Genomic DNA, 15210 nt, shown 5'->3' with positions numbered 1-15210 from the left:
GTATCGCACTATGCGCTGCGACCGTGAAGATGCGCGAGGGAGCGCCAGGCGTGATGCGTGAGCGTTTCAAGGCGCCGTACGGTATCGACGCGAGCGATTGCGTCGTCCGCGATCGTCGTTCCATCCGCCACTGAGTCGAGCGTGGCCTTGCGGTGGTCTCTCCGCACTTCGCCGAGTGCTTTCGCGCAGTGTTCCAGATGCGCAAGGGCCTGCTCGGTCGATGTCCCGGCTGTGGCGAGTGCCTTCCCTGGCTGGTGCGACCGCGTCGACGCTGTTCTCGGCTTGATCTTTCTGGCGGAATCGGAAGCGTCGGGCACGACAGCGACTTCAGCGGCGAGCGATGCCGCGCTACGCATGGCCTCCACGCAGAGTTCCACCGCGCGCATGTCCTGGGAGCCGCTGGGGAGCCGACCGAGTTCGATTTCCTCGCCGAAGGTTTCGGCCAGGCGAGACGCGTGGTCAAGGGCATGTACCGTGCTGGTGAGCCGCCGCTGCTCATTCTGCGATTCAGGAGGTCCACTTACTTCTGATATGAACTCCTGCGCCTGGCGCAGGGCAGAGGCAGCTTCCCCCGCTGGCACTGTGTTCTGTCTCGCCGGGACGGAGGCGTCCTGACTCGCTGTTGACAGTGCTGTCGCCAATGATCCGCACATCGCTTCAAGCGCGCGCGCGACCGTGCGTCGCACTGCCTCGACGGTTGCGATCGGGGTCGCGAGCGCTGCCGGATCCAGGCACCTGGTCAGCGGTGAGCCTCGTTCGGGCAGGATGCGCTCGACGAACCGGGTAAAGCCATTGATCACAGGCAGCAGCACCAGGACGCCGATGACGTTGTAGGCGGTGTGATAAGCTGCAAGCAGCGTTACACCACCAATGCTGTCTGAGGCGCGGACCAGAAGGGGAATGGTCACGGGGAAGAGCACCAGCGCAATAGCCGCCGCAATCAGCTTGAACAGGATGTACGCCAAGGCCAATCGCTTGGCGGTGCTGCTCGCGCCGATTGCCGCCATGGCGGAACTGGTCGCCGTTCCGATGTTCTGCCCAATGATCAGTGCGCATGCCTGGTCTAGGCCGATGGCTCCAGCATAGTGTGCCGAGAGCGTCACCGCGATAGCCGCGGTCGACGATTGCATCACGGCGGTCATCACCAGTCCGACGACGGCCAGCGCCAGCACCCCGTACAAGCCGGCCCACCAGGTGGCGCCGAGAACGGCCGGCAAGTCCGCCGGGTGCAACCGTTCGGCTAGTCCTCCCATGCCCTGCTGCAGGGTCGTCAGCGCGAACAGCACCAGCGCGAACCCCGCAAGGGCTGCTCCCGCTGCGGATACACGGCCACCGCCCAACAGCTTGATCAATGCGCCGACGAAAATCATCGGGAGCGCCGCGGCCGTGAGGGAGACGCGAACGCCGATCAGCGCAACGAGCCAGCCGGTTCCCGTGGTTCCGACGTTCGCACCGAACACCAGGGCCAGCCCTTGTGGAAAGGTCAGCACGCCCGCGCTTACCAGACCGATGGTGGTCATCGTCGTGGCGCTGGACGATTGCACGATCAAGGTCACGATGGCGCCCCACAGCGCACCGGATAGCGGGGTCGCTGCTGCCTTGCTCAGGACTGTCCGCAATTTGGATCCGGCGAGTCCCTTGAGGCCGGCGGTCATGACGCTCATGCCAAGCAGGAACAAACCAACTCCACCGAGGACCGAGATCGCCGTCGACATGCGTGCTCTCTTCGCAGTGCACCGACAATTGAACCAATCAACCTAAAGCAGCGGCGCCCTGAAGTCAGCACGGGATGAGGATTTGTCATCCGGCCGATCCCGCGACGGCTTTTTGGTCGCACGGGTCGAACTCAGAAGGGCGCGGCACACAGGCTTGCGGCGAGTCCTTGTTCGAGACACATGCGACAATGTCGCTTACTCAATTGCACCGAGCGCTAAAAACATCTCGGGATTGTGAAGCTGCGTGCATGATTGCGCGGCAAGAGACTTTCGGGTCTGTGCTAAGTTTCGGCCGTGCATCACGCGCGGAATAGGGGCAGCACTTCGAGCCATCAGGGAGTGTTCAATGTCAGATCTCGTTGCGATCGTGTACCCATCCGAAGTCAAAGCAGAGGAAGTTCGGCAAAAAATACTCAAGCTTCAGAGCGAGTACCTGATCACGATCAGCGATGCCGTGATCGCAGTCAAAACCGGGGACGCTGTAAAGCTCAATCAGCTCGTGAACACCACCATGACCGGCGCCGCCAGTGGCAGCTTCTGGGGACTGCTCTTGGGGATGGTATTCCTGAATCCCCTTCTCGGCGTGGCGCTCGGAGCCGGCGCAGGCGCTTTGAGCGGTGCGCTGACCGATTTCGGGATCAGAGACCAGTTCATGAAGGATCTCGCGTCGAAGGTGAAATCGGGAGATGCCGTTCTGTTCCTGCTGATCAAGTCCATGACCTCAGACAAGGTTCTCAATGCGATCAAGGATGCGGGAGGGATCGTCCTGACGACCTCGCTCGATGAAAAGAAGGAGCAGCACCTTCGCGACGCGCTCGCAGCCGCAACTCAGGCCAAGGCTGCCTAGTCGCCGATCTTGTGGCGGCCTAATACGCTGCGGACTTGCGTGGGGATCAGTGCGCAACAGCATCGGTCCTTGGGCGGATCGCCAGCGATGAGGTTGGCTGCGGCGTTCGGCTCCGCGGTCGCTTCCCTTCCGCGCAACCAGGAGCCGGGAGAAAATCATGCGCAAATTGTTTCTATGGGGCCTAGCACTTGGGATTGCTTCGGTGGCGATCACGGCGACCAGCGGTCGTTCGCAGGCCGGCCTCATTGCGCCGCTGGGTCTGCGCCAGGCCGCCGACGAGCTTCGTCTCGCGGAAACTGTCCAATTCACCTGGAGGGGCCACCGCTACTGTTGGTACAGCAGGGGATGGCGCGGCGGCGGTTGGTATCGGTGTGGTTTTGGTTCAAGGCGCGGCATGGGTTGGGGTGGTCCGGCGGGATGGCACGGATGGCGACGGCCAGGCCACCGCCCGGTCACTCGGCCTCCGAGACCTGGGCGGCCAGGAATCGAGCGTCCGCAACCACTCCCGCAACCGCTTCCCGGCAGGAGCTGATGGCTGCTTTGTCTATCGTTCGCCGGCCGCGACGTGGCCGCACGCCAGTCGGAGCCCCGCCATGTCCTTGAAGGAGCCGCAAACACGCGCGGGCCAAGTGCGCGATACCGTGCTGGTCGATCTCGCGCTGGAGAGCAGTGGATCGTACCGCGCTTTTACCTGGGGGGGTGCTCGATCGGCTCATGGATGAGCCGTGGTTGCGCAGCGAGGCAATATCGGGCACCTGACGACGACCAACGTTCATACTGGCCGTGGGCGTGTGTAACAAGACATCGGGCCTTGCAGGGCTCGACCGTTTAGTTCGGATTACAAAGGGGATTGTCAGCCGTTCTCGACCAGAAACTCCACGCGCTCGGCGGCGAAGCGCGAGCGCTTGGTCACCAGCGGCTGGTCCAGTATGTCGACGTCGGTGGCGTCGACCACCAGCACCGGCCGTCCCAGCGGCAGGTCGAGTCGCGCGGCGTCGGTCGCATCGACGATCGCCGCGGTGATCCGGGTCGAGGCGCGGTGGTAGTCCTTGACGCCGTAATGCCCGAGCAGCTTCGTCATCGAGCGGACGTTGGCGAACACGCTGCCGGCATCGGGAAACCGCTCGGCCGACAGCCAGGTGGTGGAGACGCAGATCGGCGTCCGGTCGGCGAGCCGCACCGCTTCGATCCGGATCAGCGGCGCACCGATCTTCAGGCCGAGCTCGCGCGCAAGCTCGCGATTGGCGGTGTCGCTGCTCGCATCGATCAGCTGGCCGCGCGGCTCGTGACCGCCGGCGCCGACGATCTCGGAGAACCGCGTGCGTGAGCGCAAGGGATAGGCGAGGCGCTGGGCTTCGACATAGGTGCCGCTGCCGCGCTCCGCGCGCACCAGGCCGCGCTCGGCCAATGCGGCGAGTGCCCGCCGCACGGTGTGCCGGTTGACCCGGTACGTCTCGGCGATCTCCATCTCGCCGGGCAGCTTTTCGCCGGCGGCGAAGCGGCCGTCAGCGATGCCGCGCTCGATGCCGTCGGCGACCTGCCGCCACAAGGCGACGCCGGAACTTTCCTGCATGCTCATGGCGCGGTGATACCAGAAATCTTTGGTTTGTCACGAAACAGTCATGGCGCTCCGCTATCAAGTTGTCTAGTATCATAGACAACTTGATGCAGGCAAGGTTGCCCAAAGGTTTGCCCATGAGTTCGACCATGAGTTCGACCGGACCAAACAGCAAACAGGCCCAGCGCAAGGCCGCGATGACGGTGCTGGCGCACGCCGCCGCTACGGACATCGCAGGCAGGCTGGCCGCGATCGCGGTGCCCGCGCATGAGAACCTGCGCGAGCCGGAAAACGGCCTTGTGATGCTGCGCGGGCGGATCGGCGGCGACGGTGCGCCATTCAATCTCGGCGAGGCGACGGTGTCGCGCGCGGCGGTGCGGCTTGCGACCGGCGAGGTCGGCTTCGGCTACACGCTCGGCCGCGACGCGCGGAAGGCGCAGATGATCGCGCTGTGCGACGCCATGGTGCAGTCGGCGGAGTTGTCCGGCGAGGTGGAGGCCAAGGTGATCGCGCCGCTGCGCGTCGCCATGAACGCCGAACGCGGCCGCAAGGCAGCGGAAACCGCGGCGACGCGGGTCGATTTCTACACGATGGTGCGCGGTGAGGGATGATGCAATGACGACGATTGCCGAAATGCCCGCGGGCTTTGCCGACAAGGTGCTGTCGGCGCAGTCGGCTTTCCGTTCCGTGATGGATGCGATGGCGCGCCCGGGCAGCGTGCAGCGCGTCGCCGCGAGCGTCGGAACGCCCGCCGGCATGATGCGCGGCTCGGCCGCGATCGCGCTGACGCTGTTCGATCACGACACGCCGATCTGGCTTGACGCTGCGATGTCGGCGACGCCGGACGTCGCCCGCTGGCTGAAGTTTCACGCCAGCGCGCCGGTGGTGGCCGATTCCTCGATCGCGAGCTTCGCTTTGATCGGCGATGCCGCGAGCCTGCCGGCGCTCGATCGCTTCGCATTCGGCAGCAGCGAATATCCTGACCGGTCGACCACGCTGATCCTGCAGGTCGACAGCCTGTCGCAGGGGCCGGCCTTCGAGCTGAAAGGGCCCGGTATCGACGGGAGCGCCGTGCTGCAGGCGATGCTCAAGCCGCGCGACCTGTTCCAGCGGCTTGCGATCAACGAAGCCCTGTTCCCGCGCGGCATCGATGTCGTGCTGGTCCATGACGATGCCATTGTGGCGATCCCGCGCACCACGCGGCTGATCGCAAGCGGAGTGTGAGCGATGTATGTAGCCGTCAAGGGAGGCGAGCGCGCCATCGAGAACGCCCATCGTCTGCTCGCGCATGAGCGGCGCGGCGACCGCGAGGTGCCCGAGGTGACGCTGGCACAGATTTCCGAGCAACTCGCGCTCGGCGTCGATCGCGTGATGACCGAAGGTTCGCTCTACGACCGCGAGCTCGCGGCGCTCGCGATCAAGCAGGCGCGCGGCGACATGATCGAGGCGATCTTCCTGGTCCGCGCCTTCCGTGCCACGCTGCCGCGCTTTGGCGCCACCGAGCCGGTCAACACCGGCGAGATGCAGGTGCGGCGGCGGATCTCCTCGACCTTCAAGGACGTTCCGGGCGGCCAGATCCTGGGGCCGACCTTCGACTACACCCATCGCCTGCTCGATCCGCAGCTCGCTGAAGGCTTTGTGCCGGAGCAGCCGGCGACCGCGGAGGCCTCGCAGGCCGCCACGCCGCGGGTGACCGACATTCTCGGCCGTGACGGTCTGATCGAATCCTCGCCGCAGGCAGATAGCAACACGCCGGTCGGCGACCTCACGCGCGAGCCGCTGAGCTTTCCGGCCGACCGCGATTTGCGGCTGCAGAATCTGGCGCGCGGCGATGAGGGCTTCCTGCTCGCGCTCGGCTACTCGACGCAGCGCGGCTACGGCCGCAATCACCCCTTCGCCGGCGAGATCCGCTTCGGCGAGGTCGAGGTCGAGTTCTTCGCCGAGGACGCGGGCTTTGCCGTGCCGCTGGGCTCGATCGAATTGACCGAGTGCCAGATGGTCAACCAGTTCAAGGGCTCGACGACCGAGGCGCCGTGCTTCACCCGCGGCTATGGCCTCGCCTTCGGGCAGAGCGAGCGCAAGACCATGTCGATGGCGCTGGTCGATCGCGCGCTGCGTGCGCGCGAGCTCGGCGAGGAGGCGGCGGCGCCGGCGCAGGACGAGGAGTTCGTGATGTCGCACTCCGACAATGTCCAGTCGACCGGCTTTGTCGAGCATCTCAAGCTGCCGCACTATGTCGACTTCCAGTCCGAGCTCGGCCTGTTGCGCAAGCTGCGGCAGGAGTTCGCGGAAGCCAACGAGGCCGTGGAAATGCAGGAGGCCGCGGAATGAACGCGCCGACGTACAATTTCGCCTATCTCGACGAGCAGACCAAGCGGATGATCCGCCGCGCGATCCTCAAGGCGATCGCGATCCCCGGCTATCAGGTGCCGTTTGCGAGCCGCGAGATGCCGATGCCCTATGGCTGGGGCACCGGCGGCGTGCAGGTGACCGCCGCGATCCTCGGTCCCGACGACGTGCTGAAGGTGATCGACCAGGGCTCGGACGACACCACCAACGCGATCTCGATCCGCAAATTCTTCGGCAAGACCGCGGGTGTCGTGACCACGACCTCGACCACGGACGCGACCGTGATCCAGACCCGGCACCGCATTCCCGAGGCGTCGCTGCATGCCGGACAGGTGCTGGTCTATCAGGTGCCGATCCCCGAGCCGCTGCGCTTCCTCGAGCCGCGCGAGACCGAGACGCGGCGCATGCACGCGCTCGCCGAATACGGGCTGATGCACGTCAAGCTCTACGAGGACATCGCGCGCTTCGGCCATATCGCGACCGCCTACGCCTATCCGGTGAAGGTGAACGCACGCTACGTAATGGACCCGTCGCCGACGCCGAAATTCGACAATCCGAAGATGGACAATTGCGCGGCGCTGCAACTGTTCGGCGCCGGCCGCGAGAAGCGCATCTACGCGATCCCGCCCTACACCACCGTGGTGTCGCTGGACTTCGAGGATCACCCGTTCACGCGCTACCGCTTCAACGCGCCCTGCGCGCTGTGCGGCGCCGACAATTCCTATCTCGACGAGATCATCACCGACGACAAGGGCGGGCGGATGTTCGTCTGCTCCGACACGGACTTCTGCGAGCAGCGCCAGGCCGCCGGCCATCACGGCACCGAGAGCGCAGCGCCGCACAAGGAGAAGGCGCATGTCTGAGCTCTCGAGCCTCGACAACGACGAGCCGTTGCTGGTGGCCGAGGGGCTTGCCAAGAATTACGGCCGGCTTGCCGCCTGCCGCGACGTCTCGTTCGCGCTCTATCCCGGCGAGGTGCTGGCGATCGTCGGCGAGTCCGGCTCGGGCAAGTCGACGCTGCTGCAGCTGCTCTCGGCGCAGCTCGCGCCGAGCGCGGGCCGGGTGTGCTACCGGATGCGCGACGGCGTGCTGCGCGATCTCGCTGAACTCGGCGAGGCCGAGCGGCGCTTCCTGTTCCGCACCGACTGGGGCTTCGTGCACCAGGACCCGGCGCAGGGGCTGCGCATGGGCGTCTCGGCCGGCGCCAATGTCGGCGAGCGGCTGATGGCGGTCGGCTGGAATCATTACGGCCGCATCCGCGACACCGCGTCGACCTGGCTGGAGCGGGTCGAGATCGATACCGGCCGCATCGACGACGCGCCGAAGACCTATTCCGGCGGCATGCGGCAGCGGCTGCAGATCGCCCGCAACCTCGTCACCGAGCCGCGGCTGGTGTTCATGGACGAGCCGACCGGCGGCCTCGACGTCTCGGTGCAGGCGCGTTTGCTCGACCTGATGCGCAACCTCGTCAGCGAGCTCGGGCTCGCCGCGATCGTCGTGACCCACGATCTCGCCGTGGCGCGGTTGCTTTCGCATCGCGTGATGGTGATGAAGGGCGGCCGCGTCATCGAGACCGGCCTCACCGACCAGGTGCTCGACGATCCGCGTGAGCCCTATACGCAGCTGCTCGTTTCCTCGATTCTTCCGCCATGAGCGTGCCAATGACCGCGATGATCGAACTTGCCAACGCCGAGAAGACCTTCACCATGCATCTGCAGGGCGGCGTCGAACTGCCCGTGGTGCGCGGCGTCTCGTTCCACGCCGATCCGGGTGAGTGCGTGGTGCTGTCGGGCCCGTCGGGCGCCGGCAAATCCTCCATCCTGAAGATGATCTTCGGCAACTATCGCTGCGACAGCGGCCGGATCGGCATCCGCCATCACGGCATGGTTGTCGACCTTGCCACCGCCGAGCCGCGCCAGGTGCTGAGCATCCGCCGCTCGACCATCGGCTATGTCAGCCAGTTCCTGCGCGCCGTGCCGCGGGTGGCGACGATCGACGTCGTCGCCGAGCCTTTGATCGTCAACGGCGTGGCGCGCGAGGAGGCCCGCGCGCGCGCCGGCCAGCTGCTGCGCCGGCTCAACATTCCGGAGCGGCTGTGGACCTTGCCGCCCTCGACCTTCTCCGGCGGCGAGCAGCAGCGCGTCAACATCGCGCGCGGCTTCATCTCGGACCTGCCGATCCTGCTGCTGGACGAGCCGACCGCTTCGCTCGATGCGGCGAATCGCGCCGTGGTGGTCGAGCTGATCGCGGAGAAGAAAACCAAGGGCGTCGCGATGGTCGCCATTGTCCATGACGACGAAATCCGTCATCTGATTGCCGACCGCATCGTCGATGTGACCTCGTTCGCGGCTGCTGCCTGAAGGACCGTTTGAAATGACCGCCAAGCAAGACACTATCATCGGCAACGCCCGGCTGGTCCTCGCCGATCGCGTGATCGAGCAGGGCTGGGTCGCGATTGCTGATGGCAAGATCGCCGAGTTCGACGAGGGCAGGGCGCCCGAGGCCGCCGAGGATGCCGGCGGCGATCTCCTGATGCCCGGGCTGATCGAGCTGCACACCGACCATCTCGAGATGCACTATGTGCCGCGGCCGAAGGTGTTCTGGAATCCGGTCGCGGCCGTGATCTCCTATGACGGGCAGCTCGCGACCTCAGGCATCACCACGGTGCTGGATTCGCTGCGGGTCTGGCGCGAGGACGGCGCCGAGGATGTCGACGGCCGCGCCGGCGTGCTGGCGGCGGCGATCGCGGCGGCGCGCGAGGAGAATCTGCTGCGCGCCGATCACTTCCTACATCTGCGCTGCGAGGTCCCGATGCCGGACGTGGTCGCCGAGGCCAAGGAGCTGATCGACCGGCCGGACGTGCGGCTGATGTCGCTGATGGACCACACGCCGGGCCAGCGCCAGTTCCGCGACGAGGTCAAGCTGCGCGACTACTATCGCGGCAAGGGCGGCGGCATGACCGACGCCCAGCTCGACGTGCTGTTCGCACGGCGCTTCGCCTATCAGAAGGAATATGCGGTGGCGAACACCCGCGCGATCGTCGCGCTGGCGCATGAATACCGGATCCCGCTGGCGAGCCATGACGACACCACGGATGAGAACGTGGTCGACGCCGTCAACGACAAGGTCGCGGTGGCAGAGTTCCCGACCACGATGGAAGCCGCGCGAGGCTTGCACGCCGCCGGCATCGACATCTTGATGGGCGCGCCGAATGTGGTGCGCGGCGGCTCGCACTCCGGCAACATCGCGGCCGTCGATCTCGCCAATGAGGGCATGCTCGATATCCTGTCGTCGGACTACATCCCGTCCAGCCTTTTGATGGCGGCGCTGCAGCTGCCGCGGCATGTGCCGGCGATCGATCTCGCTTCCGCCGTGCGCACCGTGACCAAGACGCCGGCCGAAGCGGTCGGGCTCACCGACCGCGGCGAGATCGCGGTCGGCCGGCGCGCCGACCTGATCCGCGTGCACGTTGCGCGCGATCTGCCTGTCGTGCGCAGCGTCTGGCGCGAGGGAGGGAGGGTCGCATGACCGATGCATCCGTCGTCGCCGATCGGCGCGCCGGAATCGGTCCCGGCCGGCTGATCCTGGTGGTCGGCCCGAGCGGCGCCGGCAAGGATACGCTGCTGGGGTTCGCCAAGGCGGCCTGTGGCGATGATCGCGATGTCGTGTTTCCCCGTCGACTGATCACCCGCCAGGCCTCGGCGTCGGAGGACAATGAGGAGGTCAGCGCGGAGAGCTTCCAGCGCGCGGTAGCCGCCGGCGACTACGCCATGCACTGGGAAGCGCACGGCCATCGCTACGCGCTGTCGCGGTCGATCAACGACGATATCGGCGCCGGGCGCACCGTGATCGCGAACGTCTCGCGTACCGTGATCGCCGCGGCGCGCCGCAACTATGCCAATGCTGTCGTGGTGCTGGTCACGGCGCCGCCAGATGTGCTGGCCGCGCGGCTCGCGATGCGGGCGCGCAGCAGCGACGGCCTTCTCGAGCGGCGGCTGGCCCGCACCGTCGACGAGAGCACGTCGACGCCCGATTTCACCATCGTCAATTCCGGCACCGCCGACTATCATGCGCGACAGCTTGTCCGCATCATCAAGGGCGAACGCTGGGACGACTAGCAACCATAGGAGAACGGCACGAATGTCGGTGGTCGAAACGGTCGAGCAGCTTGAGGCGATCTACGGCTTCCCGAACGACGCGTCGACCGTGAAGGTCGCCGATCACGTGACGCCGCTCTATCGTGTGCTCATCGAGAAATCGCCGTTCGTGTCGCTTGCGACCGCAGGCCCCGAAGGGCTCGATTGCTCGCCGCGCGGCGACCTGCCGGGCTTCGTGCGCATCCATGATGCGAAGACGCTGATGATGCCGGATCGCCGCGGCAACAATCGCTGCGATTCGCTGCGCAACATCGTTCGCGATCCCCGCGTCGGCTTGCTGTTCCTGATTCCGGGCTCAGGCAGCACGCTGCGCGTCAACGGCCGCGCCTATGTCACGGCCGAGCCGGAGCTGCTCGCCTCCTTCATGATCGAGGGCAAGGCACCGCGCACGGTGATCGTAATGCATGTGGAGGAGATCTATTTCCAGTGTGCGCGCGCGATTGTGCGCTCCGATCTCTGGAATCCGGACGAGCGGGTCGATCCGAAGGTCTTGCCGACGCCGGGCCAGATCCTCGCCGAGATGAGCGAGCACACGGTCGGCGGCGAAGAATACGATCGGGAATGGCCGGAGCGCGCGCGACAGACGATGTGGTGATGCGCCCGGACGGCTGGGAAGCATGATCCGGAAAAGTGCGAAGCGGTTTTCCCTGCGACAAACGCGAAGCGTTTGCGCGGAGATCATGCTCAAACAAAAGCGCTTATAGCGCGCTGACGATTGAACCCATCGCGCTTTAGGCCTCGGCGCGGTCTTCCCAGTCCTCCCAGGTCACGTCAGCATTGATCTCGAGGTAGCGCGCAACGGCAACGCCGATGGTGGGGAAGAAGTTATTCTCGCCGAGTTGCGCCAGCAGGCCGAATTTCTTCAGCTTGTCCTTGACGGGGTCCTTGAGCTCGGCAAAGCACAGCTCGATCTTCTGTGCGTGCAACGCCTCGTCCAACTCGGCGAGAATATCGCCCGCGGTCACGTCCACGCTGGTGACGGGCTCGGCCGTGACCACCAACCAGCGCACCGCCGTCGGGGATTTTGCCACGGCGTCCAGCGCGCGTTCCTTGAAGAACTCGGCATTGGCAAAGAACAGCGGCGCATCCCACCGGAACAGCACCAGGCCAGGGATCTGGCGTGCGTCCGGATATCGCGTGATGTCGTGATAGCCCTTCACGCCGGAGGCGCGGCCCAGCACGGCGGAATGCGGCCGCCAGCCGTCCCACAGGAATTCGACGATGGCGAGCACGATGGCGAGGCCTATTCCGGGAATCACCCCCAGCACGGCCACGCCGACGAAGCAGACCATCGATAGCCAGAACTCCCACTGCTGAATGCGGTAGATTCGCCTGAGGTCGCCGATCTCAAACAGGCCGAGCGCAGCGGCGATGACGACGGCCGCCAATGCTGCGTTGGGCAAGTGCTGCAGCAAATTCGGCGCTATCAGCAGCAGGAAGGCGATGGCCAGCGCGCCGATGACGCTGGTCAATTGCGTGCGCGCTCCGGCAGCTTCCGCAACGGGCGTTCGCGATCCGCTGCTGCTGATCGGAAAACCCTGAAAGAAGCCGGCCGCCAGATTGGCCGCGCCGAGCCCCACCATCTCCTGGTTGGGATCAACGCGATCGCCCAATCGTCCTGCATAGGCGCGCGACAGGACGCTGGTATCGGCGAACGACACCAGCGCGACGGCGCAGCCGCCGATCAGCACCTGCACGATGTCGCCATAGCCGATCCGGGGAATGGCAAATCCCGGCAAGCCCTGGGGAAGCGAACCCAGGACCGTCACGCCGAAGCGGGCCCCGAGATCGAGAACCCCGGTGACGACCGTCGCGGCGACGACGGCAATGAGAATGCCGGGCAACCGCTTGTTCCGGGCTAGCAGCAGGATCACCGCCAGCGTCGCAAGGCCGATCCCGAGGGTCGCCCAATTCGTCTTTCCGTCGACGATTGCTCCGATGACCGCCCAGAGGCTGCGCAGAGGTCCATCGCCTTCAATGGAAAAGCCGAACAGCTTTGGCAGCTGGCTGATCAGCACGGTCAGGGCAATGCCGTTCATGTAGCCGTAGCGGATCGGCTTGGAGAGAAGCTCGGTCAGGAATCCCAGCCGCGCGATACCCGCGACGATGCATATCGTCCCGGAGACGACCGCCATCATGGCGGCCAAGGTTGCCGCACGCATCGGATCGCCGCCAGACAGCGGAGCGACGACGCCGAGGATGATGGCCGCAAGCGCCGAGTCCGGCCCAAGGACAAGGATGCGGCTCGGCCCGAACAGCGCGTAGACGAGCAGCGGGATGATCGTCGCATAGAGCCCGTAGATGCCGGGCAGGCCGGACGCCTCCGCATAGGCGATGCCGACCGGGACCAGCATGGTCGCGAGCACCAGCCCGGCGACGATGTCGTGTGGGAGCCACGCCGCTTGATATCGACGCAGCGTGCTGAGACCCGGCAGCCAGCCGGTCCAATGCTTCATCGCCGGTCACTCCCAACGTCGTTGGGGCCGCAGGCGCTTGACGTGAACCGCTCTACCCCTTCAACCGCTCTACCCCTTCGCCTGCTCATCAAACGCCTTCAGCGACACCGCTGCAATCTCGCGCAGCGCGTTGCGGTCGGCGCCCGAGGAAGCCATCACGCACATGCCTGATGTCACCGCGGAGAGATAGCGGGCAAGGGTGGCCGGATCGGCGCTTTCGCCCAGGTCGCGTTCGGCCTTCGCGCGGACAAAACGCTCGTGCAATTGGTCCTCCGTTCGGGTGCGGCGCGCTGCCAGTTCAAATGGAACATTCTCCGAGCCGGTGCCGCAGGCAAGGCCGCCCTGCACCAGCAGGCAGCCGGGCGGGTTGGCGGGATCGGTCTGGGCGTCCGCGTGCTCCATCAGAAATCGTTCGGCCACCTCTCGGGCGGTGGCGGCGCCCAAAACCTTTTCCATCCAGGCGTCGCGCTTCTCGGTGTAGCGGTCGAGCGCGGCCTTCAGCAGACCCTCCTTGCTGCCAAAGGCGGCGTAGAGGCTCGGCGGATTGATATTCATCGCCTCGGTGAGCTGGGCGATCGTCGCGCCCTCGTAACCGTGGCGCCAGAACACGTCCATGGCCTGGTCCAAAGCGGCGTCCGCGTCGAAAGCGCGGGGGCGTCCCATTCCCATTTTTCGTTGCTCCGTAAGCCGGGTGCCGTTTCTATGACGGATTGTCCCTGGCTTATCCTCTTGTTGCACGTGATGTTTTTCCGCGACTTCCCATTTCCCCATGAATGAGATAAGAAATTCATAGTGCTTGATACATAAGTATCTTGCGAACCGGCGTCCAGCTCCACATCTGTAGCGAACACTACAGATATCTGGAGCGCGTGAATGCCCTCGTCAATCCAAAATCCCCGTTCCGGCCGCTTCCGACGTGTCGTCGGCGGTATCGTGATCCTTGGCGCCCTCGCGGTGGCCGGTTCGATCGCGACCGGCCACTATTTCCATGCCGCACAGGCGACCGCGACTGCCGCGGCCCCCGAGCCGGCGGTCCCGGTCACCGTTGCCGTGATCCAGCCGCGGCCGACCACGCTGTTCGATGACTTCTCGGGCCGGCTCGAAGCCGTCGACCGGGTTCAGCTCCGGCCGCGGGTGGCGGGCGCGATCCTTTCGACCAACTTCACCGAGGGCGCGCTGGTGAAGTCCGGCGACATCCTGTTCAAGATCGACCCCGCGCCCTACGCCGCCGAGGTCGATCGCGCCCAGGCGCAGCTCGAGGCCGCCAAGGCCCGCGTCGTGTTCACCACGAGCGAAGTCGAGCGCGGCGCGCAGCTGGTTGGCAACAACATCGTGACCAGGCGCGATTTCGACCAGCGCGACAACGCCAACCGCGAGGCAGTCGCTAACGTCAAGGCCGCCGAGGCCGCGCTGCAGACGGCCAAACTCAATCTCGACTACACCGAGGTGCGGGCGCCGGTCGACGGCCGGGTCGGCAGGATCGAGGTCACCGTCGGCAATCTCGTCGCCGCCGGCACCTCGTCACCGGTCCTGACCTCGCTGGTCTCGGTCAATCCGATCTATGCGAGCTTCGATGCCGATGAGGAAGTGGTGCTGCGCGCGCTGAACTCGATCGCGGATGCCTCCGGCAAGCGCGGCAATCTCGACCAGATTCCGGTCGACATGGTGACGTCGGGCGGCCTCAGCGCCAAGGGGCACATCCAGCTCATCGACAACCAGGTCAACGGGCAGAGCGGCACCATCCGAGTCCGCGCCGTGTTCAAGAACGATGACGGCCGATTGATCCCGGGACAGTTCGCCCGTGTGCGCATGGGCCAGCCCAAGCAGCAGACGCTGGTGCTGATCGACGAGCGCGCCGTCGGCACCGACCAGGACAAGAAGTTCGTGATGCTTGTCGGCGACGACAGCCGCGCCGTCTATCGTTCCATCACGCTTGGCGGCTCGGTCGATGGCCTGCGGATCGTCACCGCCGGCCTGAAATCCGGCGACCGCATCGTCGTCAACGGCCTGCAGCGCGTGCGTCCCGGCGCACTCCTGAAGATGGAAGTCGCCGAAATGGGCGCGCGCGGCATGCAGCAGGCATCCACTGAAACCAACCAGCACGTCGTGCAGCGCTAGGCGCTGCACG

15 protein-coding genes are annotated in these 15210 nt (G+C 65.7%); 11 read left to right on the top strand and 4 right to left on the bottom strand.

What is annotated here, in order from left to right; genetic code table 11:
- Positions 1-8 precede the first annotated feature (8 nt).
- Positions 9-1715 (bottom strand): Na/Pi cotransporter family protein, encoded by a 1707-nt coding sequence (locus ACZBJS_RS08860; RefSeq protein WP_463438642.1) that lies wholly within the window; start codon positions 1713-1715, stop codon positions 9-11.
- A gap of 346 nt (positions 1716-2061) precedes the next feature.
- Here ACZBJS_RS08860 and ACZBJS_RS08855 point away from each other — a divergent pair, with 346 nt between their 5' ends.
- Positions 2062-2562: a DUF1269 domain-containing protein gene (locus tag ACZBJS_RS08855; protein WP_076829007.1), complete on the top strand. Its 501-nt coding sequence runs from the start codon at positions 2062-2064 to the stop codon at positions 2560-2562.
- An 853-nt stretch (positions 2563-3415) separates the two neighbouring features.
- Here the strand turns inward: ACZBJS_RS08855 and phnF are convergent.
- Positions 3416-4141, bottom strand: coding sequence for a phosphonate metabolism transcriptional regulator PhnF (phnF, locus tag ACZBJS_RS08850; protein ID WP_316395991.1), 726 nt, complete (start codon positions 4139-4141; stop codon positions 3416-3418).
- Positions 4142-4269: 128 nt separating this feature from the next.
- On the opposite strand from phnF, the gene phnG reads away from it, so the two are divergent.
- From phnG to ACZBJS_RS08805, 9 genes are read left to right on the top strand one after another with little or no spacing between them, the layout of a single operon-like run.
- The gene (phnG, locus tag ACZBJS_RS08845; RefSeq protein ID WP_141341820.1) at positions 4270-4731 is read left to right on the top strand and encodes a phosphonate C-P lyase system protein PhnG; all 462 of its coding nucleotides are present in this window, start codon (positions 4270-4272) and stop codon (positions 4729-4731) included.
- 4 nt (positions 4732-4735) lie between these two features.
- Entirely contained in the window at positions 4736-5344 is a 609-nt protein-coding gene (gene phnH, locus ACZBJS_RS08840; protein ID WP_316395990.1) for a phosphonate C-P lyase system protein PhnH, read from the top strand.
- 3 nt (positions 5345-5347) lie between these two features.
- Positions 5348-6451 carry a carbon-phosphorus lyase complex subunit gene (locus ACZBJS_RS08835; RefSeq protein ID WP_076829004.1) on the top strand — a complete coding sequence of 368 codons (1104 nt, stop codon included), beginning with the start codon at positions 5348-5350 and terminating at the stop codon, positions 6449-6451.
- On the top strand, positions 6448-7332 hold the full coding sequence (locus ACZBJS_RS08830) for an alpha-D-ribose 1-methylphosphonate 5-phosphate C-P-lyase PhnJ (RefSeq protein WP_463438641.1): 885 nt from the start codon (positions 6448-6450) through the stop codon (positions 7330-7332). Before ACZBJS_RS08835 ends, ACZBJS_RS08830 begins: the two co-directional genes overlap by 4 nt.
- Positions 7325-8122, top strand: coding sequence for a phosphonate C-P lyase system protein PhnK (phnK, locus tag ACZBJS_RS08825; protein ID WP_028339544.1), 798 nt, complete (start codon positions 7325-7327; stop codon positions 8120-8122). The genes ACZBJS_RS08830 and phnK overlap by 8 nt, the downstream gene beginning before the upstream one ends.
- 8 nt (positions 8123-8130) lie before the next feature.
- Positions 8131-8829 (top strand): phosphonate C-P lyase system protein PhnL, encoded by a 699-nt coding sequence (phnL, locus tag ACZBJS_RS08820; protein ID WP_057015437.1) that lies wholly within the window; start codon positions 8131-8133, stop codon positions 8827-8829.
- A 13-nt stretch (positions 8830-8842) separates the two neighbouring features.
- A complete protein-coding gene (locus tag ACZBJS_RS08815) occupies positions 8843-9997 on the top strand; it encodes an alpha-D-ribose 1-methylphosphonate 5-triphosphate diphosphatase (RefSeq protein WP_076829001.1) in 1155 nt (384 codons plus the stop codon).
- The gene (gene phnN / locus ACZBJS_RS08810; RefSeq protein WP_253624191.1) at positions 9994-10587 is read left to right on the top strand and encodes a phosphonate metabolism protein/1,5-bisphosphokinase (PRPP-forming) PhnN; all 594 of its coding nucleotides are present in this window, start codon (positions 9994-9996) and stop codon (positions 10585-10587) included. The genes ACZBJS_RS08815 and phnN overlap by 4 nt, the downstream gene beginning before the upstream one ends.
- Positions 10588-10609: 22 nt before the next feature.
- Positions 10610-11221, top strand: coding sequence for a pyridoxamine 5'-phosphate oxidase family protein (locus tag ACZBJS_RS08805; protein ID WP_316395986.1), 612 nt, complete (start codon positions 10610-10612; stop codon positions 11219-11221).
- Positions 11222-11357: 136 nt separating this feature from the next.
- On the opposite strand, the gene ACZBJS_RS08800 is transcribed toward ACZBJS_RS08805, so the two are convergent.
- Together ACZBJS_RS08800 and ACZBJS_RS08795 are read right to left on the bottom strand one after the other, a co-directional pair.
- A complete protein-coding gene (locus tag ACZBJS_RS08800) occupies positions 11358-13082 on the bottom strand; it encodes a SulP family inorganic anion transporter (protein ID WP_316395985.1) in 1725 nt (574 codons plus the stop codon).
- A gap of 69 nt (positions 13083-13151) precedes the next feature.
- Complete coding sequence (locus ACZBJS_RS08795) at positions 13152-13751, bottom strand: TetR/AcrR family transcriptional regulator (protein ID WP_028339538.1); 600 nt, start codon at positions 13749-13751, stop codon at positions 13152-13154.
- 204 nt (positions 13752-13955) lie between these two features.
- On the opposite strand from ACZBJS_RS08795, the gene ACZBJS_RS08790 reads away from it, so the two are divergent.
- Positions 13956-15200, top strand: coding sequence for an efflux RND transporter periplasmic adaptor subunit (locus ACZBJS_RS08790; RefSeq protein WP_463438640.1), 1245 nt, complete (start codon positions 13956-13958; stop codon positions 15198-15200).
- The last annotated feature ends 10 nt before the right edge of the window (positions 15201-15210 follow it).

The sequence above is a fragment of the Bradyrhizobium sp. KZN70725 genome (assembly GCF_055264925.1).
The sequence above is the reverse complement of the archived record's forward strand: the minus strand, read 5'-3'. Positions and strand labels throughout refer to the sequence as shown.